Annotated in this window: 21 protein-coding genes, 1 tRNA gene and 1 pseudogene; 19 read left to right on the top strand and 4 right to left on the bottom strand. The window is 65.3% G+C overall.

Annotation, left to right across the window (positions count from 1 at the left end; all coding sequences use genetic code 11):
* Positions 1-85: 85 nt before the first annotated feature.
* Complete coding sequence (locus FB478_RS02320) at positions 86-547, top strand: GatB/YqeY domain-containing protein (protein ID WP_018771133.1); 462 nt, start codon at positions 86-88, stop codon at positions 545-547.
* A 427-nt stretch (positions 548-974) separates the two neighbouring features.
* Here the strand turns inward: FB478_RS02320 and FB478_RS02325 are convergent.
* Positions 975-1,057 (bottom strand) — tRNA-Leu (locus FB478_RS02325).
* A 169-nt stretch (positions 1,058-1,226) separates the two neighbouring features.
* Here FB478_RS02325 and FB478_RS02330 point away from each other — a divergent pair.
* Positions 1,227-2,531 (top strand): M20/M25/M40 family metallo-hydrolase, encoded by a 1,305-nt coding sequence (locus tag FB478_RS02330; RefSeq protein ID WP_142072918.1) that lies wholly within the window; start codon positions 1,227-1,229, stop codon positions 2,529-2,531.
* Positions 2,532-2,542: 11 nt separating this feature from the next.
* Positions 2,543-3,703: pseudogene (locus FB478_RS02335) on the top strand (acyl-CoA dehydrogenase family protein).
* Positions 3,704-3,755: 52 nt separating this feature from the next.
* On the opposite strand, the gene FB478_RS02340 reads toward FB478_RS02335, so the two are convergent.
* Entirely contained in the window at positions 3,756-3,989 is a 234-nt protein-coding gene (locus tag FB478_RS02340) for a DUF5703 family protein (protein ID WP_018771130.1), read from the bottom strand.
* 40 nt (positions 3,990-4,029) lie between these two features.
* Here FB478_RS02340 and FB478_RS02345 point away from each other — a divergent pair, with 40 nt between their 5' ends.
* Entirely contained in the window at positions 4,030-4,296 is a 267-nt protein-coding gene (locus FB478_RS02345) for a hypothetical protein (RefSeq protein ID WP_018771129.1), read from the top strand.
* 18 nt (positions 4,297-4,314) lie between these two features.
* Here the strand turns inward: FB478_RS02345 and FB478_RS02350 are convergent, their stop codons facing one another.
* The gene (locus FB478_RS02350) at positions 4,315-5,250 is read right to left on the bottom strand and encodes an aldo/keto reductase (RefSeq protein WP_018771128.1); all 936 of its coding nucleotides are present in this window, start codon (positions 5,248-5,250) and stop codon (positions 4,315-4,317) included.
* A 51-nt stretch (positions 5,251-5,301) separates the two neighbouring features.
* Here FB478_RS02350 and FB478_RS02355 point away from each other — a divergent pair, with 51 nt between their 5' ends.
* A complete protein-coding gene (locus FB478_RS02355) occupies positions 5,302-6,135 on the top strand; it encodes an undecaprenyl-diphosphate phosphatase (RefSeq protein ID WP_144599737.1) in 834 nt (277 codons plus the stop codon).
* A gap of 15 nt (positions 6,136-6,150) precedes the next feature.
* The gene (gene mshC / locus FB478_RS02360) at positions 6,151-7,428 is read left to right on the top strand and encodes a cysteine--1-D-myo-inosityl 2-amino-2-deoxy-alpha-D-glucopyranoside ligase (RefSeq protein WP_134164736.1); all 1,278 of its coding nucleotides are present in this window, start codon (positions 6,151-6,153) and stop codon (positions 7,426-7,428) included.
* A gap of 77 nt (positions 7,429-7,505) precedes the next feature.
* On the opposite strand, the gene FB478_RS02365 is transcribed toward mshC, so the two are convergent.
* Positions 7,506-8,411 (bottom strand): PAC2 family protein, encoded by a 906-nt coding sequence (locus FB478_RS02365; RefSeq protein ID WP_018771125.1) that lies wholly within the window; start codon positions 8,409-8,411, stop codon positions 7,506-7,508.
* 151 nt (positions 8,412-8,562) lie between these two features.
* Here FB478_RS02365 and FB478_RS02370 point away from each other — a divergent pair, with 151 nt between their 5' ends.
* The 13 genes from FB478_RS02370 (at position 8,563) to FB478_RS02430 (ending at position 22,424) form a co-directional block, all read left to right on the top strand.
* Positions 8,563-9,294 carry an HAD family phosphatase gene (locus FB478_RS02370; protein ID WP_026266054.1) on the top strand — a complete coding sequence of 244 codons (732 nt, stop codon included), beginning with the start codon at positions 8,563-8,565 and terminating at the stop codon, positions 9,292-9,294.
* Positions 9,287-10,492 (top strand): site-2 protease family protein, encoded by a 1,206-nt coding sequence (locus FB478_RS02375; protein WP_018771123.1) that lies wholly within the window; start codon positions 9,287-9,289, stop codon positions 10,490-10,492. Before FB478_RS02370 ends, FB478_RS02375 begins: the two co-directional genes overlap by 8 nt.
* A 96-nt stretch (positions 10,493-10,588) precedes the next feature.
* Positions 10,589-11,653, top strand: coding sequence for a tRNA (adenine-N1)-methyltransferase (locus tag FB478_RS02380; protein ID WP_018771122.1), 1,065 nt, complete (start codon positions 10,589-10,591; stop codon positions 11,651-11,653).
* 82 nt (positions 11,654-11,735) lie between these two features.
* Positions 11,736-13,487, top strand: a complete 1,752-nt coding sequence (gene arc / locus FB478_RS02385) for a proteasome ATPase (RefSeq protein WP_018771121.1) — start codon at positions 11,736-11,738, stop codon at positions 13,485-13,487.
* Positions 13,484-15,157 carry a depupylase/deamidase Dop gene (gene dop / locus FB478_RS02390; protein WP_018771120.1) on the top strand — a complete coding sequence of 558 codons (1,674 nt, stop codon included), beginning with the start codon at positions 13,484-13,486 and terminating at the stop codon, positions 15,155-15,157. Before arc ends, dop begins: the two co-directional genes overlap by 4 nt.
* Positions 15,158-15,241: 84 nt before the next feature.
* Complete coding sequence (locus FB478_RS02395) at positions 15,242-15,445, top strand: ubiquitin-like protein Pup (protein WP_018761343.1); 204 nt, start codon at positions 15,242-15,244, stop codon at positions 15,443-15,445.
* 80 nt (positions 15,446-15,525) lie between these two features.
* The gene (gene prcB / locus FB478_RS02400) at positions 15,526-16,347 is read left to right on the top strand and encodes a proteasome subunit beta (protein WP_018771119.1); all 822 of its coding nucleotides are present in this window, start codon (positions 15,526-15,528) and stop codon (positions 16,345-16,347) included.
* Position 16,348: 1 nt separating this feature from the next.
* On the top strand, positions 16,349-17,059 hold the full coding sequence (gene prcA / locus FB478_RS02405; protein WP_018771118.1) for a proteasome subunit alpha: 711 nt from the start codon (positions 16,349-16,351) through the stop codon (positions 17,057-17,059).
* A 9-nt stretch (positions 17,060-17,068) separates the two neighbouring features.
* Positions 17,069-18,433, top strand: a complete 1,365-nt coding sequence (pafA, locus tag FB478_RS02410) for a Pup--protein ligase (protein ID WP_056390354.1) — start codon at positions 17,069-17,071, stop codon at positions 18,431-18,433.
* Positions 18,434-18,548: 115 nt separating this feature from the next.
* On the top strand, positions 18,549-19,517 hold the full coding sequence (locus FB478_RS02415; protein ID WP_144600032.1) for an FKBP-type peptidyl-prolyl cis-trans isomerase: 969 nt from the start codon (positions 18,549-18,551) through the stop codon (positions 19,515-19,517).
* Between the two features lie 64 nt (positions 19,518-19,581).
* A complete protein-coding gene (locus tag FB478_RS02420) occupies positions 19,582-19,977 on the top strand; it encodes an FKBP-type peptidyl-prolyl cis-trans isomerase (protein ID WP_018771115.1) in 396 nt (131 codons plus the stop codon).
* 103 nt (positions 19,978-20,080) lie between these two features.
* A complete protein-coding gene (locus FB478_RS02425; protein WP_144599738.1) occupies positions 20,081-22,066 on the top strand; it encodes a YafY family protein in 1,986 nt (661 codons plus the stop codon).
* Positions 22,067-22,076: 10 nt separating this feature from the next.
* Positions 22,077-22,424: a hypothetical protein gene (locus FB478_RS02430; protein WP_026266053.1), complete on the top strand. Its 348-nt coding sequence runs from the start codon at positions 22,077-22,079 to the stop codon at positions 22,422-22,424.
* Position 22,425 lies beyond the last annotated feature (1 nt).

Consider the following 22,425-nt stretch of genomic DNA (forward strand, 5'->3'; position numbering starts at 1 on the left):
GGATAAGGCCGCTCCAAGAGCCACGCCGTACCTACAGCTCAATCACCAACCAGCTCCATAACCAACGAAGGAATGAGTCAGGTCCATGTCACTGAAGGAAAAACTGAAGGGCGATGTCATCGTCCACATGAAGGCCGGCAACAAGCTGGGCCTGACCACTGTGCGCAACGTCCTGGGCGAAATCGAAACGCGGGAGAAGTCCGGCAAGACGCCGGTCGAGCTCGACGACCTGCAGGTCACGGCGCTGCTGCAAAAGGAAGCGGCCAAGCGCCGGGACACCGCCGCCACGTATTCGGCGGCCGGTCACGATGACCGGGCGCAGGCAGAGATCGCCGAGGCTGAGGTCATTGAGGCCTACCTGCCCAAAGCGCTGACCCGCCAGGAAGCCGAAGCCATAGTGGACGGGGTTATCGCCGGCCTGAAGGCGGACGGAACCGAACTGACGATGCGCTCCATGGGCACAGTGATGAAATCAGTAACCCCCAAAATCGGCGGCCGCTTCGACGGCAAGGCCATCAGCGAGATCGTGAAGGCCCGTTTGGCGTGATGGCATTCCCCCGGGCGTTTCCCCGAACGGCCTGCCGTCCCTGGAAAGTCATCGGGCGCCGCGTTGGGTTACAGCGCGCGCCTGACGTCCTGCAGGGGGTATGGGCCGGCGGCGGTTGGGGGGCGGCATCCGGTCTCAGAGATGCCATGGCCGCCGGCCCTGTCCCCATGTATAAGACCCTGCCCCAGCGGCAGGATCTTGTCCTTAACGGTAAAACCCGTTCCTAAATGACAGCCCACGTTGGCCGCAAGTTTCGCTCAAGACTGGCACGCAGTAGCCGCCGCGGTTATAACTTCCGGAACGCCCCTGCGCGCTCAGTGCGGCAAACGCCTTCGGCCCGAAGCTCCGGCCCGGAATCAGCACAAAGAAAAACACCCCGGTCCGAAGACCAGGGTGTTTACGGTGGTGACTCTACTCACCACTCTTGTGCGCGGAGGGGGACTTGAACCCCCACCCCCTTTCGAGGACTAGCACCTCAAGCTAGCGCGTCTGCCATTCCGCCACCCGCGCAGGTGGTATTCCGGGAAGCGTGTGCGCTTTTCAGCGTTTCGCGCCTCTCCGAAGCAGCGAGAAAAACTCTAACATGACTTTCCGGGAACAACGAATCGAGCCAAGTAGGTAGGCTGAGGGCAGCGATTCAGCTCGTGCCAACCAGTCATTCCCTACCAAGGAGCCACCAATGCCTGACGTCCTGCCCGAGGATGAAGTTGTCCGGATCTGCCAGGAACTCATCCGGATCGACACCTCCAACTACGGCGACGGGTCAGGACCTGGGGAGCGGGCGGCAGCAGAGTATGCGGCAGGCCTTATCGAGGAAGTGGGCCTGGAGGCGGAGATCTTCGAATCCGCCCCTGGCCGCGCCAACGTCGTGACCAGGATGGCAGGGGAGGACCCTTCCGCCAGCGCACTGGTGGTCCACGGCCACCTGGACGTGGTCCCCGCCCTGCGTGACCAGTGGTCTGTGGACCCGTTCGGCGCGGAACTGAAGGATGGCCTGATCTGGGGCCGCGGCGCCGTCGACATGAAGGACATGGACGCCATGATTCTTTCTGTGCTGCGGGGTTTTGCCCGGGAGGGCAGGAAACCCAAACGGGACATCATCTTCGCGTTCTTCGCCGACGAGGAAGCCGGCGGCGTCTATGGCGCACGTTATGCCGTGGACAACCGCCCGGAACTTTTCGAGGGCGCCACGGAGGCCATTTCGGAGGTGGGTGGCTTCTCGGCAACAATCGGCGGCCAGCGGACCTACTTGCTGCAGACGGCGGAGAAGGGCATCTCGTGGCTGCGGCTGGTGGCCCACGGCCGGGCCGGCCACGGCTCCCAGATCAACACGGACAACGCTGTCACGCGCCTCGCCGCCGCCGTAACCCGCATCGGCGAATACAAGTGGCCCATTGAACTCACGCCCACCACCCGCCAGTTCCTTGATGGAGTGACCGAACTCACCGGCGTGGAGTTCGACGCCGACAACCCGGAGCTTTTGCTCAACCAGCTTGGCACCGTGGCCCGGTTCGTCGGCGCCACCTTGCAGAACACCACCAACCCCACGCTCCTCAAGGGTGGTTACAAGCACAACGTCATCCCCGAGTCTGCCGAGGCCCTGGTTGACTGCCGTACGCTGCCGGGCCAGGAGCAGCAGGTCCTTGAGATCGTGCGCGAGCTTGCCGGCAGTGGAGTGGACGTCAGCTACGTCCACAACGACGTCTCGCTGGAGGTCCCGTTCGCCGGCAACCTGGTGGACTCGATGATTGATGCCCTCCACAAGGAGGACCCCGGTGCAAAAGTGCTGCCCTACACACTGTCCGGCGGCACGGACAACAAGTCGCTCAGCCGGCTGGGCATTACCGGCTACGGCTTCGCGCCCCTGATGCTCCCCGAGGAGCTGGACTTCACCGGCATGTTCCATGGCGTGGACGAACGTGTGCCGGCGGACTCCCTCAAGTTCGGTGCCCGGGTGCTGAACACCCTGCTCACCAACTACTGAGGGGACCTGCCGTGACTCCAGAGGACCTGCTGCCGGACGGGCTCCTGGAACGCATCCGCGGCCGCGCCGCAGGATACGACCGGGACAACGCCTTCTTCCACGAGGACCTGCAGGAGCTTGCGGCTGCAGGGTACCTGAAGCTTTTCGTTCCAGTACCCGACGGCGGCGCGGGGCTTGGGCTCGAGGCGGCAGCGCAGTGCCAGCGCAGGCTGGCAACGGCGGCCCCTGCCACCGCGCTTGCCGTCAATATGCACCTGGTGTGGACCGGCGTCGCGCACGTCCTCGCAGCCCGCGGCGACCACTCCCTGGCCTTCGTGCTCAAGGAAGCGGCGCAGGGCGAGGTCTTCGCGTTCGGCAACTCGGAGGCGGGCAACGACTCAGTCCTCTTCGACTCAAGGACCGCGGCCACACCTTATCCGGACGGAAGCTACTCGTTCACCGGGACCAAGATCTTCACCAGCCTCTCGCCGGCGTGGACCCGGCTGGGGATTTTCGGAAAGGACGCCGCAGCCCGGGACGGTGCCGGGGAACTCGTCCACGGGTTCATCAACCGTGAAACGGCCGGCTAGCGGATCATTGACGACTGGGACACCCTGGGCATGCGCGCAAGCCAGTCCGCCACCACTGTCCTTGATGGTGCGACCGTTCCGCCGGACCGGATCTTCCGCAAGCTGCCCGTGGGTCCCAACGCCGACCCGCTGGTATTCGCGATTTTCGCGTGCTTCGAAAGCCTCCTGGCCGCCGTCTACGCCGGATTGGGCGAAAGGGCGCTGCACGTGGGTGTAGAAACTGTAAAGCGCCGCACGTCTTTCAAGAACGGCGGACGCAGCTACGCGCAGGACCCTGACATCCGCTGGAAAGTTGCTGAGGCAGCCATGGCCATGGACAACCTCTACCCACAGCTCAGGGCTGTCACCGCCGACGTCGATGCCCTGGCCGACCACGGGAACCAGTGGTTCCCCAAACTGGTGGGTCTGAAAGTGAATGCCACCGAAACGGCGCGGCGCGTTGTGGACCTGGCCATCCGCGTCAGCGGGGGATCGAGCTACTTCAGGGGTTCGGAACTGGAGCGGCTCTACCGCGACGTGCTTGCCGGCATGTTCCACCCCTCCGACGACGAGTCTGCCCACAACACGGTGGCCAACGCCTGGCTGGGCCCGCTGGAGGACTAAACGGTCCGCTGGATCACACGACTCCTAAACGGTCCGCTGGACAACACGACTCCTAAACGGTCCGCTGGACCTGCATCACCCGGCGCCGCAGCCAAAAGCGCCTGCCGCCGCCCACGTACAGCTTGCTGCGTTCCAGTTCCCACTTGCCGTATTCGGAGTGTTCCACCAGGCGGCGGCGTGCCTCCGGCAGGGAATCATCAGGGCTGACGGTCAGCACGAGGTACTCGTACTGCCGCAAATAATCCCGTTCCCGCTGGACCGAGCTGGTGAGAAATTGTTCCTTCATTTGCTCTCCATTTTCGTCCTTTTCCGGCTAACGTGAAGTCATGAGCATCGATCCGCGTGTCGCGCTTTCGTCCCTGACCACCGCTTTGGAAGAACACCTTATAGCAGCATCGAACCGCCGCGGGGACGGTGACCCCTCCGTTGAGGCAGCTTTTTTCGCAGTGGCCGATGCCTTCGAAGTTTACGAGGACGCGCTGTACGAGGCCTACAACGAGGTCACCCCGTTGCAGGTCTTTGACGACGAGGACGAAGAGGACGAGGAAGCCGACGTGGACGAGGACGAGGACCTGGAAATCGTCGAGGAATAGCCGCGCCGGGGCAGGAACTCAGAAAGCGGCGGAGACATCCTCCAAAGCCCGCGCAATCTGCGGTGGCAGCGGTGCGGGCTGGACGTCCAGGAGTTCCTTCAACTGCACCGGCGTGCGGGCGCCGACAATGGCGGTGGCAACTCCCTGCTGTGACAGCAGCCATGACAGTGAGACGTCCTGGGGAGTCCGGCCCAGGCCGTTGGCCGCCATGCATACCGCATCCACGATGCGCGACGGCTTCTCCTCCAGGTAAGGCTCGACGTAGGCCGATTCGCTGGCCGACGCCCCGCGTGACCCGGCGGGGATGCCGCCGCGATACTTCCCGGTGAGGACGCCGCGGCCCAGCGGAGCCCACGCCATCAGCCCAAGCCCGGCATCCTCGGCGGCAGGGATCAGTTCCGCCTCCGCCGTCCGCTGAAGGAATGAATATTCCGCCTGGACGGCAACCAGGGGCACACTGCTGGTGGCTGCGGCCTTCGCAGCCTGCCAGCCCCTGAAGTTCGAAATTCCGGCGTACCGCGCCCGGCCGGTGCGTACCGCAAATTCCAGCGCAGCCAGCGTTTCATCGAGGGGAACGTTGCCGTCCCAGGCCTCAGCAAACCAGAGGTCCACATATTCCGTGCCCAACCTGGCCAGGCTCGCATCAAGTCCGGTGAGCATCGCATTGCGTGACGTGTCCACCGCGCGGCGCCCGTCCGGCGTCGTCATCCCTGCCTTGGTGGAGATGGAAATTTCGGTGCGGGACACCACATCACCCAGGAGTGAGCCAAGGATGGCCTCGGAGCCCCCGCCCGCATACGACGCCGATGTGTCCACGTGCCGGCCGCCCGCATCGAGGAAGGTACGCAGCAACTCGGACGCGTCCTGTTCGTCAGTTTCCCCACCCCAGGACCGGGTGCCCAGGGAGAGGGCGGAAACTCGCAATCCACTGTTGCCGACGTAACGCTGCTGCATAGCAGCAAGCTTACGGGCAGATGCACCACCGCCATGCCGTAGGGTCTTAGCGTGAACTGGTTTGAAGCGGCCCTGCTGGGCCTTGTGCAGGGACTGACCGAATTTCTACCTATTTCATCGAGCGCACACCTGCGGATCGTGGGGGAGTTCCTTCCCAACGCGGAGGACCCGGGGGCGGCCTTTACGGCCATCACCCAGCTCGGCACGGAGACCGCCGTGCTGATCTTCTTCTGGCGCGACATCGTCCGGATCGTCAAGGCCTGGGCCGGGTCCCTCACAGGCAAGGTGCCGCGGCAGGATCCCGACGTCCGCATGGGCTGGCTGGTGATCCTGGGCAGCCTGCCCATCATCGTGCTGGGCCTGCTCTTCCAGGACCAGATCGAATCGGTACTGCGCAGCATGTGGATCGTGGCCACCATGCTGATCGTCTTCGGGCTCTTCCTCGCCGTGGCCGACGCCGTGGGGGCCCAGAAACGGGACCTGGCGCACCTGACCTACAAGCACGGCATCCTCTATGGGCTGGCCCAGGCCCTGGCACTGATTCCCGGCGTCTCCCGCTCCGGCGGCACCATTACCGCGGGCCTGCTGATGGGCTACACGCGCGAAGCCGCCGCGCGGTACTCCTTCCTGCTCGCCATCCCCGCGGTCTTCGGCAGCGGGTTGTACCAGCTCTACAAGGTGGTGACCAAGGAAGGCATCTCCGGCCCGTTCGGCCTGCCGGAAACTGCCCTTGCCACCGTGATCGCCCTGGTGGTGGGCTATGTCATCATCGGCTGGTTCCTGAAGTTCGTATCCACGCGCAGCTACCGGCTCTTTGTCTGGTACCGGATCTTCCTGGGGCTGGCCCTGTTCCTCCTGCTCGGTTTCGGCGTCATCAGCGCCTAGGACTAGGCTTGGCTTGTGAAATCCTGGACTTCCCGCCCCGTTCCTGCCCTGCCCGGAAACATGCCCGCCATCCGGCTGTTCGATACCGCGGCAGGCCGCGAAGTGGCGCTGGAACCGGAAGCACGGCCGTCCATGTACGTCTGCGGCATCACTCCCTACGACGCAACCCACATGGGCCACGCCGCCAGTTATGTGGCCTTTGACCTGCTGAACCGCGCGTGGCGGGACGCCGGCAGCGAGGTCTCCTACGTGCAGAACGTCACGGACGTGGATGATCCCCTGCTGGAACGCGCCACTGCCACCGGAGTCGACTGGCAGGACCTCGCGGCGGAGCAGGTTGAACTTTTCCAGACGGACATGGAGGCGCTGAATGTCCTGGCGCCGGACCATTACGTTGGGGCCGTGGAGTCGATTGGCCTCATCGTCCCCGAGGTGGAGCGGCTGGTCAGCCTGGGGCTGGCCTACCAGGTTCCCGGCAGCAACGGCGAACCCGACGGGGATGTCTATTACGACGTCGAAGCGGCCGGCAAGCAGTCAACGGCACCTGATGCCTGGTCCCTGGGATGCATCTCCCACCTTGGCGAAAGCACCATGCTGGAGCTTTTTGCCGAACGCGGCGGAGACCCGGGCCGCGCCGGGAAGCGGCAGGCCCTTGATCCGCTGCTGTGGCGGGTGGAACGGCCCGGCGAGCCAAGCTGGCCCGGTGGAAGCCTGGGCGCGGGCAGGCCCGGCTGGCACATCGAATGTACAGTGATCGCCCAAAAATACCTGCCCTCGCCCTTCACGGTGCAGGGAGGCGGTTCGGACCTCATCTTCCCGCACCATGAGATGGGTGCCGGCCATGCATACTCGTTGGCCGGGGTACCGCTTGCCCGGCACTACGCACACGCCGGCATGGTGGGGCTCGACGGGGAGAAGATGAGCAAGTCCAAGGGCAACCTGGTGCTGGTCTCCAGGCTTCGCGCCGCCGGTGAAGACCCGGCAGCAATCCGCCTTGCCATCCTGGCCCACCACTACCGTTCCGACTGGTCCTGGACGGATGAAGGCTTCACCGCTGCCAAGGCAGACCTTGCAGCGTGGCGTAAGGCCCTCGACCACGCCCCGGAAGGTTCGGGCCGCGAACTGCTGGCCGACATGCGGGCGGCGCTGGCAGCGGACCTCAACGCGCCCGCCGCAGTCGCCGCAGTCTCGCGCTGGGCACGTTCAGCGAACGACGGCGGTGCTGCCGCCAGTCCCGCCGACAGCAGCCTGGTCAGGGACGCGGTGGACGCCCTTCTTGGCATCCGGCTCTAGGCTTCGGTTCCACGTCAGCAAACAGACAGGGGCCGGGCACGGGATTCCTCCCGGCCCGGCCCCTGTCCCTTTTAATGTCAGGGCCGGTCCTGGCCCCGCCGCTTCAGGTACCGCTCAAATTCGCGGGCAATGGACTCGCCGCTGGCCTCAGGAAGGTCGGCGGTGTCCTTGGCTTCCTCCAGCTGCCGGACGTAGGCAGCAATTTCCGGGTCCTCGGTGGCCAGCTCGTCGACGCCGCGCTCCCAGGCGTCCGCCTCCTCCGCCAGCTCGTGGGTGTCCAGCGGCACCTGCAGCAGTTCCTCGATGCGGTGCAGCAGGGCAAGCTGGGCTTTGGGGGAGGGGGCCTGTGCCACGTAGTGCGGCACCGCGGCCCACAACGATACGGTGGGGAGCCCGGCCAGCAGTGCCACCTCGGACAGGACCCCCACGATCCCCACCGGGCCTTCGTACTGCGAGGCTTCCAGGTTCATGCGTTCCCGGAGCTGGGCGTCATCGGACGAGGTGCTGACCGGAATCGGGCGGCTGTGCGGAACATCCGCCAGCAGTGCACCCACCAGCACCACGTAGTCCACTTTCAAAGCCTCTGCATGGACCAGCAACTCCGCGGTGTAAGCGCGCCATTTATAGGACGGCTCGGTTCCCTGCACAAAGATGACGTCCACGTTGGAGTTGGGCGCCGAGGCTTTGTAGATCCTGGTGGAAGGCCATTTGATCTTGCGTTCACCGGCAGAGTTCCTGCGGACCGTGGGGCGCGTGAACTGGAAGTCGTAGTACTCGTCCGCATCGATGGATGCGACTTTCTTGCCACCCCACAACTTGTTCAGGTACCGCAGCGAATCGCTGGCCGCTTCTCCGGCGTCGTTCCACCCTTCAAAGGCGGCAAGCATTACGGTTACGCGCTGTCCGTCAGCCACCGGCTGCAGGAACCGTTCCCGCTCGGGTCCGGCACCTTGTTCGGCGGTGTCTCCCTCGAAGCTATTCATTTCTTCACCCTACGTCCAAGGTGCGCACTCGTGCATGGAATGAAGCGCCGCAAATCGCCGCTAACCGGCGCAAAGGGCACCCCGCCTGCGTCATATTCGCCAAGGGCGTAGCCCACAGCCTCCGCCCAGCCACGCCCCGTAGACTGGCGTCATGCGATTTCCTGCCACCGGTTCCCCGCTCAAAGCTGTCCTATGGGACATGGACGGAACCATCGTGGACACCGAGCCATACTGGATTGCCGCGGAGCGTGCCCTGGTGGAGGCCCATGGCGGCACCTGGAGCCACGACCAGGCCATGCAACTGGTGGGCCAGTCACTGACGTTCTCCGCCGGCCTGCTCCAGCAGGCAGGCGTCGAGCTGGAAATCCGCGAGATCATCGACGCCCTGACCGCCCAGGTCATCAGCAGCGTCCAGCAGCAGGTGCCATGGCGCCCAGGCGCCCGGGAACTCCTCGAAGAACTGCACCTGGCAGGCGTGCGCTGCGCCCTGGTCACCATGTCCGAGGGGCCGCTGGCCCGCCAAGTGGTGGCCAGCCTTCCCCGCCCCTACTTTGAAGTCCTGGTCACGGGTGACACCGTGACCCAGGGCAAACCGCACCCCGAGGCCTACCTGACCGCCGTCGAACTGCTCCAGGAAAGCGATCCTGATCTCGGAATCCACCACTGCGTTGCCCTCGAGGATTCCGTACCGGGCGTGGCCGCGGCCGTAGCCTCCGGCGTCGCCACGGTGGCTGTCCCGCACATCGTTCCACTGCCCGACGACGGCAGCTACGCACTCTGGGACTCCCTGGCCGGCCGCGGCCTGGTGGAGCTTGAAGCCCTGCTCCCCGGGGCGCAGGCAACGGTGCCGGCCGCCACCGCCGCTGGTGACTCCCGTGGCTGATCCAGGCACTCAGCGGGACACCGAACCGGGCACCCCGCCGGGCACCACGGGACGACGCCGTGACGGCATCCCGCTGGGACGCATTGCCGGCGTTCCTGTCGTGCTTGCTTACTCCTGGTTTGTGATCGCGGCCTTCACCGTCATCGCGTACGGGCCCGTGTTGGCGCGGAACAACCCCATGCTGGGCATGAGCGCCTATCTCGTGGCCTTCGCCTACGCCGTCCTGCTCCTGCTCTCGGTGCTGGTCCATGAACTCGCGCACGCCCTCACGGCGAAAATCTACGGATGGCCCACCCAGAAGATCGTCCTCAACCTCTGGGGCGGGCACACCCAGTTCGAGAGCTTCACGTCTTCCCCCGGCCGGTCCGTCCTGGTGGCGTTGGCCGGACCGGCGGCCAATTTTGTCCTCGCCGGCGGAGCCTGGCTGGTCCTGGGCACCAACAGCCTGGGAAGTGTCGCCGAGATCCTGACGAACATCTTCATGTGGGCCAACTTCCTCATCGCCGTCTTCAATGTCCTGCCGGGCCTGCCGCTGGACGGTGGGCGCATTGTCGAATCCATCGTGTGGAAGGCCACCGGGAGCCAGGCGAAAGGAACCGTGGCAGCCGGCTGGGGTGGGCGCATCATCGTCCTGGCGATCGCTTACTGGTTCCTCCTTCGCCCCTACCTCGCCGGCGACCAGCCGGACTTCAGCCTCCTGATGATCACCATCCTGGTGGGCGGCTTCCTGTGGATGGGTGCCTCGGCTTCCATCCAGCAGGGCACGCTGCGGGCACGGCTGCCGCTGGTCAGCGCAGCGGGATTGTCGACGCCGGCCGTTGGGGTGCCTGCCTCGGGCACTGTCCGTGACGCCCTCCGCCTGGCGGCAGAAGGAACGAAGTCCGTGGTGGTGTGCGGACCGGACGGCCGGCCGCAGGGTGTGGTGGACCCCGGCGCATTGGCCTCGGTGCCCGACGCCGCAGCCGATTCGACGCCAGTCACCGCCATTTCGTTTCCCTTGGCTGCGGGAGCCTATGTTCCCGAGTGGTCCAAGGGGCAGGAGCTGATCCAGTTTCTTTCGCAGGTTGAGGGACGGCACTACGCAGTGGTGGACCACAATGGCAAAGTCACCGGGCTGCTCACCCAGGACGTTGTCCTCGCGGCCATCACAGGGAGGCGCCAGCGCACCGATAGGCACCCGCAGGGCCAGAACCGGTAGAGTTACCTGCCGGTCGTGCATTGCCGCCGCCAGGGGCCACAATATCCGTGGGCACTTTGGCCGCGGCACAAAAGGTTTACAGGAGCGAGGAACATCATGAGCAGCGAAACTGCCGTCAACGACGCCACCGGAGCAGCGCAAGCCGGTGCTGCCGCCAGCGGCTCGCAGCCGGTGGGAGCCGCCCGTCGCCGCGGCCCCTTCAGGGAAGGCGAGCGTGTCCAGCTCACCGACGAACGTGGCCGCATGAATACCATCACGCTTGAACGCGGTGGCGCCTTCCATACGCACCGGGGCTTCCTGAACCACGATGAGATCATCGGCAAGGTGGACGGCTCCGTTGTGGTGAACAACGTCGGCCAGCAGTACCAGACCCTGCGCCCGCTGCTGTCCGACTTCGTGCTGTCCATGCCGCGCGGCGCCGCCGTGGTCTATCCCAAGGACGCCGGCCAGATCGTGACCATGGCGGATATCTTCCCCGGGGCCCGCGTGGTGGAGGCCGGCGTCGGCTCCGGTGCCTTGTCCATCTCCCTGCTCCGCGCCGTGGGGGACAACGGCTACCTGCACTCCTTCGAGCGGCGTGAAGAGTTTGCGGACATCGCCCGGGGAAACGTGGAGACCATCTTCGGCGGCCCGCATCCTGCATGGCAGATCTCGCTCGGCGACTTCCAGGAGGAAGTGGTCAAGGCTGAAGAGCCCGGCTCCGTGGACCGCGTGGTCCTGGACATGCTGGCGCCCTGGGAATGCCTCGACGCCGTCGCCACCGTGCTTGCGCCCGGCGGCGTCTGGATCAACTACGTAGCCACGGTCACCCAGCTCTCCCGTACGGCCGAGGCGATCCGCGCCGACGGCCGCTTCACTGAACCTGACGCCTGGGAATCGCTGGTCCGCGGCTGGCACCTTGAGGGTCTCGCGGTCCGGCCGGACCACCGGATGGTGGCCCACACCGGGTTCCTGCTGGTCACCCGCCGGCTCGCCGACGGTGTGACGGGCATCTCGGTCAAGCGGCGGCCGTCCAAGACCGAATTCAACGAAGAGGATGTCAATGCCTGGACTCCCGGTGCTGTAGGGGAGCGGGCGGTGTCAGACAAGAAGCTGCGGCGGGCAGCCCGGGACGCCATCGCCGGAACGAATGTGGTGGACACGCCCGAGGTTACGAACTAGTCCACATTTCGGGAGTCTCCATCCCTACCCGGCATCTTGGGACTAATGTCTTAAGAGAAGCGCAGGAAGGGGCTGATACATCATGGAGACACCAAACCAGGACTCCGGACGTACACCGGCAGAGCAGTCTGCCGCCAACGACCTCTCGGTTGCTGACCGCCAGGTCAACATACTTCGGGACAAGCTCAGGCACATCGACCGCCAGTTGGCAGCGGCAACGCAGAACAACACCAAGCTGGTCAGCATGCTTGAGACGGCCAAGGCGGAGATTCTCCGGCTGAAAAACGCCCTTGACCAGGAAGGACAGCCGCCGTACAGCTTCGGCACCATCCTCCAGATCAACCCAAAGCGGCAGCCTTCCCCCGGCAACAGCGGACAGGCTGCCACGGAGGAATCGGTGGACATCTTCAACGCCGGCCGGAAGATGCGGGTGGGCATCAGCCCCCTGGTAAACATCAACCAGCTGGCGGTAGGCCAGGAGGTGCTGCTCAACGAAGCCCTCCTGATCGTTGCAGGGCTCGGCTATGAGCGCGCCGGCGAGCTGGCCACCCTGAAGGAGATGCTGGGACGGGACCGGGCCCTGGTGGTGGGCCGGGCCGATGAAGAACGCGTGGTCCGGCTCTCCGGCGCGCTGCAGGCCGAGAAGCTCAGGGTGGGCGACGCCCTCTCCGTGGATTCGCGGACCGGCTACGCACTCGAGAAGGTGCCGCGCTCCGAGGTGGAGAACCTGGTCCTGGAAGAAGTTCCGGACATCACCTACGAGGACATCGGCGGCCTTGGCCCCCAGATCGAGCAGATCAGGGACGCGGTGGAACTGCCGTTCCTGCACCCCGACCTCTACCGGGAGCACGGCCTGAAGGCGCCCAAGGGCATCCTGCTGTACGGGCCTCCGGGCTGCGGCAAGACCCTCATCGCCAAGGCTGTCGCCAACTCCCTCGCTGCCCGCGCCGCCGAGCGGTCCGGGAACGTGGACCTGAAGAGCTACTTCCTGAACATCAAGGGCCCTGAACTCCTCGACAAGTACGTGGGCGAAACGGAGCGGCACATCCGGCTGATCTTCTCCCGCGCCCGGGAAAAGGCATCGGACGGCAGCCCCGTAGTGGTCTTCTTCGACGAAATGGATTCCTTGTTCCGCACCCGCGGCACCGGAATCTCGTCCGACGTCGAAACCACCATCGTGCCCCAGCTCCTCAGTGAGATCGACGGCGTGGAACGCCTCGACAACGTCATCGTCATCGGCGCATCCAACCGTGAGGACATGATCGACCCCGCCATCCTCCGGCCCGGCCGGCTGGACGTCAAAGTCAAGATCCAGCGTCCCGATGCCGAAGCCGCCGCGGACATCTTCAACAAATACATCACGCCGGACCTGCCGTTCCACGAATCGGACCTCGCAGAGCACAACGGCGACGTCCAGGCCACGGTTGACGCCATGGTCCAGCGCACGGTCGAAGCCATGTACTCCACCGATAAGTCCAACGAGTTCCTGGAGGTCACCTATGCCAACGGTGACACCGAGATGCTCTACTTCAAGGATTTCAACTCGGGCGCCGTGGTGCAGAACGTGGTGGACCGGGCCAAGAAGTACGCCATCAAGGACCTGCTGACCACGCACCAGAAGGGCCTCCGGATCGAGCACCTGCTGCGCGCTGTGGTGGACGAGTTCCGCGAACACGAGGACATGCCCAACACCACCAACCCCGACGACTGGGCACGCATCTCCGGCAAAAAGGGCGAACGGATCACCTACATCCGCACCATCGTCCAGGGCAAGGCCGGCCAGGAACCGGGCAAGTCCATCGAGACGATGCCGACCACGGGACAGTATCTATGACGGGTGCAAAGGGACCCGCTGCCGGGGAAGCGCTCCCCGTCGGCGGGGCCATGCGGGTCATGGGGGCGGAAACCGAATACGGCATCCACGCCCCCTCCGCACCCTCGGCCAACGCCACCATGATGAGCGCGCGGGTGGTGCAGGCCTATGCCCAGGTCACCAGGCAGCGGGCGGCCGGCGGGGCCGAGACCCGCTGGGACTATACCGACGAAGAGCCGCTGCACGATGCCCGGGGTTGGACCGTGGACCGGGGAGCTGCACACCCCACCCAGCTGACCGACCAGCCACCAGTGCTTGACGCGGAGGCGGTGGCCCTGGCCTACGGGCGCGAGGAACTCGAACTGGACGGCCAGGACGAGTCGGGGACGCTGCTCATGAACATGGTCCTGGGCAATGGGGCCCGGCTGTACGTTGACCACGCCCATCCGGAGTATTCAAGCCCCGAGGTCACCAACCCACGGGACGCTGTGGCCTGGGACGCTGCCGGCGACCTTGTGGGGCTGGCGGCCGTGCGCCGGCTGGCGGCGGACCCGGCGCTCCCGCCGGTCAACCTTTACAAGAACAACACGGACAACAAGTCCGTGTCCTACGGTTCGCACGAGAACTACCTCATGCCCCGTTCGGTCCCTTTTGGCGACATTGTCCGCGGGCTCACGCCATTCTTCATCAGCCGGCAGGTGGTCTGCGGGGCCGGGCGGCTCGGGATAGGACAGGACAGTTCAACCCCGGGCTTCCAGGTCAGCCAGCGGGCCGACTTCTTCGAAGCCGAGGTCGGCCTGGAAACCACCATCCGCCGGCCCATCATCAACACCCGCGACGAGCCCCATTCCACCGCCGACAAGTACCGGCGCCTGCACGTCATCATCGGTGACGCCAATCTCAGCCAGGTGTCCAACTACCTGAAGTTCGGCACCACGGCCATGGTCCTGAGCCTCATTGAGGCAGGGCTCGCCCCCAAAATCGAAGTCTACGAGCCGGTGGCAGCGCTCAAAACGGTGAGTCACGATACCTCGCTGACAGCAAAGCTGCGCCTGTTGGACGGACGGCGGGTCACGGCGCTGGACCTTCAGTGGATGTACCACGAAGCCGCAGCCAAACTCGCCCAGGACACCGGCGTCGGTGACGCCGTGGACGGTGACGGGCACACACACGAGGTCCTGGAACGGTGGGCTGCCGTTCTCACCCAACTGGACAGTGACAGGGCCGCGGCTGCCAGTTCCGTGGAGTGGCTGGCGAAACTTACCCTGCTTGATGGGTATCGCCAGCGTGATGGACTGGAGTGGAGCGATGCCCGGCTTGGCCTGGTGGATCTCCAGTGGTCCGATATCAGGCCGGAGAAAGGCCTCTACTACCGCCTGTTGTCCAGGAACCGGATGCAGCGCGTGGTGGACGATGCTGCCATCTCCGCTGCCGTGGCCGAGCCCCCCGCCGACACCCGGGCCTTCTTCCGCGGAAAGTGCATCAGCAGCTTCGGCAAGGATGTGGTGGGGGCAAGCTGGGACTCGGTCATCTTCGACGTGCCCGGTTACGGACGGCTTCAGCGGGTGCCTACCAGGGAACCACTGAGGGGAACCAAAGCCCTGACCGGAGCGTTGTTTGAGCGCTACCGGGAAGCGGGACCGTTCCTCGGCGAACTGCTGGGACACAACAGTACTCCGCCTGCGGCGTAAACCGCGCCGGAACGCCCGTCCCGTGGCAGGATGGGCATATCGGAGGATCCGCCGGATCCACCGGAGGAAAAAGGAGGGAATCCAATGGCAGGCCAGGAGCAGCAGCAGCCGCAGTCACGCGACAGCCAGGTCGAAGACGACATCCCCGAGGCACCCCCGGCACCGCCCGAGGCGCAGGCTTCGGCGTCGACCGAAGGCGTGGACGACCTGCTCGACGAAATCGACGGCGTCCTGGAATCCAACGCCGAAGAGTTCGTCCGGGCATTCGTGCAAAAGGGCGGCCAGTAACCCGGACCCGGAAGGTGGCGGAAGCCGCGGACGGCCGGAATCTGTACCGACGTTGAAGTACCACGTTCAAGGAGTGATGAGTGCAGGAATCAACCGCCAACCAGGTAGCCGCCAACGCCACCTCGTCCTTTACGGAGCACCTGCAACGGGACCGGCCCGAGCTACTGCCCTTTAGCCGGTCCCTCCAGGGCGGCGTGTCCGGGGCTGCGCCGTTGCAGGTTCCGCACGCCACCACGATCGTGGCCATGAGTTACGGCGGCGGTGTCCTGATGGCGGGCGACCGGCGCGCCACCATGGGAAACATCATTGCCAGCAGGCACATCGAGAAGGTCTTCCCGGCAGACCACTTCTCTGTCCTTGGCATAGCCGGCACAGCCGGAATAGCGATCGACCTGACGCGGCTCTTCCAGGTTGAACTTGAGCACTACGAAAAGATTGAAGGAACCCAGCTCAGCCTCGAAGGCAAGGCGAACCGGTTGGGGGCCATGATCCGGGGCAACCTTCCCATGGCCCTGCAGGGCCTTGCCGTGGTGCCCCTGTTTGCAGGGTTCGACACCAGCGCCGGTGTCGGACGGCTGTTTTCCTATGACGTCACCGGGGGCAGGTACGAGGAACACGAACACCATACCGTGGGTTCCGGTTCCGTCTTCGCCCGCGGAGCCCTGAAGAAACTCTGGCGGCCCAACCTCACCCCGGCTGAGGCGCTGTCCGTCGCCGTGGAGTCCCTGTACGACGCCGCCGACGACGATTCCGCCACGGGCGGCCCGGATACCGTCCGGCAGTTGTGGCCCGTGGTTTATACAGTGGACAGGACGGGAGCCCGCCGGGTGCCCGAGGCCGAACTCGCGGCTGCTTCGCGCAGCGTGATCGAAGCGCGCACCATCGCCGGACGGGAGGCCTGAGATGACCCAGCAGTTTTATGTCTCGCCCGAACAGCTGATGAAGGACCGCGCGGATTTCGCGCGGAAGGGCATCGCCCGCGGCCGGTCGGTGGTTGTCATCAGCTGCGCCGACGGCATCGCACTCGTCGCCGAGAACCCATCGCCGTCCCTGCACAAGATCGGCGAAATCTACGACAAGATCGCGTTCGCCGCCGTGGGCAAGTACAACGAATTCGAAAGCCTGCGCCAGGCCGGCGTCCGCTATGCCGACGTCCGCGGGTACTCGTATGACCGCGAGGACGTCACCGCCCGCGGCCTGGCGAGCGTATACGCCCAAAGCCTGGGTGCCGTCTTCACCGCAGAGCAAAAGCCGTTTGAAGTGGAACTGGCAGTAGCCGAAGTGGGCTCCACGCAGGCCGAAGACCACCTGTACCGGCTGACCTTCGACGGTTCCATCGCCGATGAGCACAGCTTTGTGGTCATGGGCGGCCAGGCAGACAAGGTGTCGTCAACCATCGAGGCAGGATGGCAGGCGTCCCTGGGCTTCGCCGACGCTGTCCGGCTGGCTTTGAAGGGTCTCACGCCTGCCCAGGAGGGTGACCAGCCGGCAGCACCTCTGCCGCCCGGCGCCCTCGAGGTGGCAGTTCTGGACAGGCTTTCCGAAAGCTCCCGCGGCTCCCGGCGTGCTTTCCGCAGGCTGAACGACGCGGACATCACAGCACTGCTGGCCTAGGAGGACGACATGGACAAGAGAATCTTCGGCATCGAAACCGAGTTCGGGATCTCTTACTCGAGCCCCGACTCGAGGCCGCTGGCCCCGGAAGAGGTGGCCCGGTACCTCTTCCGAAAGGTGGTCAGCTGGGGGCGCTCGTCCAACGTGTTCCTCACCAACGGTTCGCGGCTGTACCTCGACGTAGGATCCCACCCGGAATACGCCACCGCCGAATGCGACGACCTCGCCCAGCTGATCGCCCATGACCGTGCGGGTGAGCTCATCCTGGATGACCTGGTTGATGAGGCCCAGGCCCGGCTGGCGGCCGAGGGCTTCAACGGCACCGTATACCTTTTCAAGAACAACACCGACTCCGCGGGCAACTCGTACGGCAGCCACGAGAACTACCTCATTCCCCGCCGTGGGGAATTCTCCCGCCTGGCCGAAATCCTGATCCCGTTCCTGGTCACCCGCCAGCTCATCGCCGGCGCCGGAAAGATCCTGAAGACGCCGCATGGCGCCACCTATGCGTTCTCCCAGCGGGCCGACCACATCTGGGAGGGAGTGTCCTCAGCCACCACACGGTCGCGGCCCATCATCAACACCCGTGACGAGCCGCACGCGGACGCGGAGTTTTATCGGCGGCTGCACGTCATTGTGGGCGACTCGAACATGTCAGAGGCGACCGCCCTGATGAAAGTCGGAACCGTTGACCTGGTCCTTCGGATGATCGAAGCGGGCGTGATCATGCGCGACATGCGGATGGAAAACCCCATCCGCAGCATCCGCGAGATCTCCCACGACCTCAGTGGCCGGGCATTGGTCCGCCTGGCCAATGGACGCCAGCTCACCGCCCTTGAAATCCAGCAGGAATACCTCACCAAGGTGACGGCCTTCGTCAATGAACACGGCGCCCACAACCCGCATGTACCGCTGATCCTGGATCTGTGGGAGCGGACGCTGCATGCCATTGAATCCGGTGACACCAAGGGCATTGACACCGAAATCGACTGGGCCATCAAGAAGAAGCTGATGGATAACTACCGCGAACGCCACGGCCTTGGCCTGGACGCGCCCCGCATTGCCCAGCTTGATCTGACGTACCACGACATCTCCCGCAGCCGGGGACTCTACTACCTGCTGCAATCCCGTGGAGCGGTCCGCCGCATCGTGGACGACACTGTCATCAAGGGGGCGGTGGACGCGCCGCCGCAAACCACCAGGGCCAAGCTGCGCGGCGACTTTGTCCGCCGCGCGCAGGAGTTGGGACGCGACTACACGGTGGACTGGGTGCACCTGAAACTGAACGACCGCGCCCACCAGACGATCTTGTGCAAGGATCCGTTCCGCAGCGTCGATGAGCGCGTCGATGCGCTTCTGGACTCTATGGGCTGACGTCCAGCTTCAGGGTCTATTCTGGATAAGGTCCTTTTAACGGGACCTCTTCACGGCATGCTCCGCCGCCATGCGGAGTGTCGTATCCACCCTGCCCCGACGAAAGTTTTCCTACGTGCGCCGACTACTAGCAATCCTCCTTCCCGGCCTGCTGCTCCTGACCGCCTGCGGAGGCACCGCCTCCCAGCCAGAGCCCAGCAGCCAGTCCGCCGGGGAGACTGCAAAGTTCGACTCCCTCAAGCTGACCGACAACGGGGACAAGAAGGCCCCTGGCGTGGACTTTGACAAGCCACTGGCCGTGACCCAGCCAACCATCAAAGTGGTTTCCGAGGGCAAGGGCGACGCCGTAAAGGCCAACCAGGTTGCCAAGATTTCCATCCTCGCCCTGAACGGCACGGACGGCTCCCAGCTCGAGGATACGTTCCCCAACGAGCCGGAAAGCCTGGAGCTGAATGACGAGCTCAAGACCAGCAGCGCAGTCATCTACAACGCTTTCGTGGGCGCCAAGGTTGGATCCAGCCTTGCACTGGCCGTTCCCGGCCAGCAGAGCGCGGCATCGGCCAGCCCCAGCCCTTCCGACGGCGCCAGCCCCAGCCCGAGTCCGGAAGCCGGGCCCACCCAGCTGCTGATCATCAAGGTGCTCTCCGCATCCGATCCCGCCCCGGTCCTGGACAAGCCCCAGGGCGAAACCGTGACGCCGCCGGCCGGGCTGCCTACCGTTACTGAAAAAGACGGCGTCCCCGAAATCAACGTTGCCGGTGCGGCTGCCCCCACATCCCTCGTGTCCCAGGACCTGATCAAGGGCTCCGGCGCCACCGTCAAGGAGTCCGACACGCTGACCGTGAATTACGTCGGCGTCAACCTGGCAGACGGCACCAAGTTCGATTCCAGCTTCGACCGCGGCCAGCCGGCCACCTTCCCGCTGACCGGGGTCATCAAGGGCTGGACCCAGGGCCTCGCCGGCAAGACCGTTGGGTCCCGCGTCCTGCTGGTCATCCCCAAGGACCTGGCCTACGGCGACGCCGGCCAGGGGCAGGCAAAGGGCGACCTGGTCTTCGTAGTGGACATCCTCGGGGTCAAGTAGCAAGACTTACATGGACGCCGCGTCCCTCGCGGCACCCCATCAGCATTTACGCATAGGAGCAAGCATGTCTTTTGGACAGCGGGAATTTGACCGCCAGAAGCCCGAAATCGATTTTCCGGAGGGCGACGTCCCCACGGAACTCGTCATCACAGACCTGATCGAGGGTGACGGCCGGGAAGCCAAGGCAGGGGACACCGTCTCCACCCACTACGTCGGCGTTGCCTGGTCCACAGGCGAGGAATTCGACGCCTCCTGGGGCCGCGGTGCACCCCTGGACTTCCGCGTCGGCGTCGGCCAGGTCATCCAGGGCTGGGACCAGGGCCTGCTGGGCATGAAGGTCGGTGGCCGCCGCCGCCTGGAGATCCCCTCCGAGCTGGCCTATGGCTCGCGCGGTGCCGGTGGCGCGATTGCTCCCAACGAGGCACTGATCTTCGTCGTGGACCTCGTGGCAGTGCGCTGACCCAGGCGCCAACACAGCCGGGAGCGCGGCAGTACTGGAGGAAGTTCCTCCGGTACTGCCGCGCTTTCTGCTTTCATCGGGGGAGTTTAGTAACGTAACGAGCGTGTCCCTATCCCGCACCGAACGACTCCTCAACCTGCTGATTGCGCTGCTCAACACCCGCTACGGGCTGCACCGCAGCGAACTGCGCGAAAAGGTCTACCACGACACCTCCGGCAATGACGTTGCGTTCGGACGGATGTTCGAGCGGGACAAGAATGACCTGCGGGCAATGGGCTTCGACGTGGAGACACTGACGGACATGGGCTGGAGCGAGGACGACCCCGCCACCACCAGGTACCGGATCGGCAAGGAGTCCAACCGGCTCCCGGACGTCCAGCTGGGGCCCGACGAGTGGACCGTCCTGCTGCTGGCCTCCCAATTATGGGAGCGCGCGGCACTGGGCACCGCCGCCCAAAGCGCGCTCCGCAAACTCCAGGCCGCCGGCAGGATGGCGGACGTGGAACTGCCGGCCGGGGTCCAGCCCCGGATCAAACCCGCCGGCCAGGCCTTTGATGACATCGTGGCCGCCATGCACGCCCGGCATCCGGTCACTTTCACGTATCTCGCCGGCACCACCGGCAAAGAGGAGGAACGCACCGTCGAGCCCTGGGGCCTGGGCAGCCGCTTCGGCCAGTGGTACCTCATGGGCTACGACCGGGCACGCGAGGCACCCCGGCATTTCCGCCTGTCGCGCTTCACCAGTGCCGTGACCACATTGGCGAAGGAGCAGTACACGCCGCCGGTGGACTTCAGTATCCGCGCAGAGCTGGACCTGTTGCCGGAACTGCCGCTGCGCACCGCCGTCGTGGACGTCAAGGAGGGGCACCTGCTGGCCCTCCGCCGTCGTGCTGTTCAAGCCACCCAGGACCAGGCCACAGGCCGGCCAGGTGCGGGCTACGACAGGCTCTTCATCGAGTACCGGGACCCGGAGGTGCTTGCCGAAGAGCTGGCCTCCTACGGACCCGATGCCCTGGCAGTGGAACCGGCTGAACTTGCTGCCGCCGTGAGGCGCAGGCTCCAGGCGGCCGCCGCGTTCAGCGACGCACCTGTCCCCGACTACACGTTCGCCGATGCCCGTGCCCGGACCGCCCGGAAGGGAACGTCTGAGGACCAGCTCAAGCGCATGCTGCAGTTGGTCCCCTTCCTGGTCCACAACCAGGGGCTGCACATCCAGGACGTCGCAAAGCACTTCGGCGTCACCCGTGAAGAGCTCGAGGCAGACCTTCGGATCCTCATCTGCTCCGGGCTGCCGGAGGGTTATCCGGACGACCTGCTCGATATCCAATGGGAAGACGACCACGTCTTCATTACCCAGGACCTTGACCTGAAGAAACCTGTCCGGTTTACCGTGGCGGAGGCATGCGCTTTGCTGACAGGTCTTGAAACGCTCAACGGCCTGCCGGACCTTCCCGGCGGCGGCGCGCTGGAGTCGGTTACCTTGAAGCTCCTGGCGGCCGCAGGCGAGGAAGGGCTGCAAGCTGCCTCCATTGCCGGGCCGGAGGTTGCACCTGCCGACGCCGCAACCCATGCCACGGTCCGCCAGGCCATCGAGACCCGCTCCCAGCTCCACCTGACCTACCTTTCACCCCAGCGTGACGCCGTCACCGAGCGCGACGTTGACCCGCTGCGGCTGTATTCCCTGGACAACACCTGGTACTTCGAAGCCTGGTGCCACCTGGTGGACGGGCTGCGGAACTTCCGCCTGGACCGGGTACAGGACGTTCACCCCAACGGAGCACCCGCCGCCCCGCACGGGATACCGGAGGGCGGGGTCCCGGCCAAGCTTTTCACCGCGAACGACGACGACACCACCGTCACCGTCCAGCTCACCCGGCAGGGGAGGGGGCTGGCGGAGGACTACTACGCGGAGCGTACCGCGGAGTTGCCCGACGGCGGCCTGGTGGCAGAGATCCGGTTCGGCAACACGGCGTGGCTGCCGATGTTCGTGGCCCAGCATGGCGGATCAGCCCGGATTCTGGCCCCTACGGAGCTGGCTTCCGCCGCGCGGGACTGGCTTGCGGCCTCGCTGGCCGGCTACGACCGATAGACTTCTCACCATGCCTTGGTGGTCCTGGATTCTCATATGGGTGGCGCTTGTCGCCGTTGCCCTGCTGTTCTATGTCCTGCTGGGCATCCGTCTCTTCCGACAGTTCATGGCCACGGTGAAGGACCTCGCTGCAGCGGGCGAAAAGCTGGGACACCTGAGCCCGGTCGAGGTGGCGGGTGAACCCGCGGATCCGTCCGGGCCCCTGCCGGGTTCTGCCGTTTTTGCCTCGCCCGCCGTCATGCGACATGATTACGAGGCATCCAAATGGGCCCGGCGCGAGGAACGCCGCCGTCGGCGAGTGCAGCGTAAAAAGGACCGGGGCCAGCCGCAGGCGCTCGGAGATCTCGACTTCACATAGA

Origin of the sequence: Arthrobacter sp. AG367 (assembly GCF_007828995.1) — a bacterium.
Lineage (GTDB): Bacteria > Actinomycetota > Actinomycetes > Actinomycetales > Micrococcaceae > Arthrobacter.

Bases quoted from the DNA above. Each gene is read 5' to 3' on its own strand.
- FB478_RS02420 (WP_018771115.1), top strand. From the start codon at position 19,582: ATGTCTTTTGGACAGCGGGAATTTGACCGCCAGAAGCCCGAAATCGAT.
- FB478_RS02395 (WP_018761343.1), top strand. From the start codon at position 15,242: ATGGCAGGCCAGGAGCAGCAGCAGCCGCAGTCACGCGACAGCCAGGTC.
- dop (WP_018771120.1), top strand. From the start codon at position 13,484: ATGACGGGTGCAAAGGGACCCGCTGCCGGGGAAGCGCTCCCCGTCGGC.
- prcA (WP_018771118.1), top strand. From the start codon at position 16,349: ATGACCCAGCAGTTTTATGTCTCGCCCGAACAGCTGATGAAGGACCGC.
- FB478_RS02365 (WP_018771125.1), bottom strand. From the start codon at position 8,411: ATGAATAGCTTCGAGGGAGACACCGCCGAACAAGGTGCCGGACCCGAG.
- pafA (WP_056390354.1), top strand. From the start codon at position 17,069: ATGGACAAGAGAATCTTCGGCATCGAAACCGAGTTCGGGATCTCTTAC.
- FB478_RS02370 (WP_026266054.1), top strand. From the start codon at position 8,563: ATGCGATTTCCTGCCACCGGTTCCCCGCTCAAAGCTGTCCTATGGGAC.
- FB478_RS02320 (WP_018771133.1), top strand. From the start codon at position 86: ATGTCACTGAAGGAAAAACTGAAGGGCGATGTCATCGTCCACATGAAG.
- FB478_RS02345 (WP_018771129.1), top strand. From the start codon at position 4,030: ATGAGCATCGATCCGCGTGTCGCGCTTTCGTCCCTGACCACCGCTTTG.
- FB478_RS02380 (WP_018771122.1), top strand. From the start codon at position 10,589: ATGAGCAGCGAAACTGCCGTCAACGACGCCACCGGAGCAGCGCAAGCC.
- arc (WP_018771121.1), top strand. From the start codon at position 11,736: ATGGAGACACCAAACCAGGACTCCGGACGTACACCGGCAGAGCAGTCT.
- FB478_RS02430 (WP_026266053.1), top strand. From the start codon at position 22,077: ATGCCTTGGTGGTCCTGGATTCTCATATGGGTGGCGCTTGTCGCCGTT.
- FB478_RS02350 (WP_018771128.1), bottom strand. From the start codon at position 5,250: ATGCAGCAGCGTTACGTCGGCAACAGTGGATTGCGAGTTTCCGCCCTC.
- FB478_RS02330 (WP_142072918.1), top strand. From the start codon at position 1,227: ATGCCTGACGTCCTGCCCGAGGATGAAGTTGTCCGGATCTGCCAGGAA.
- FB478_RS02340 (WP_018771130.1), bottom strand. From the start codon at position 3,989: ATGAAGGAACAATTTCTCACCAGCTCGGTCCAGCGGGAACGGGATTAT.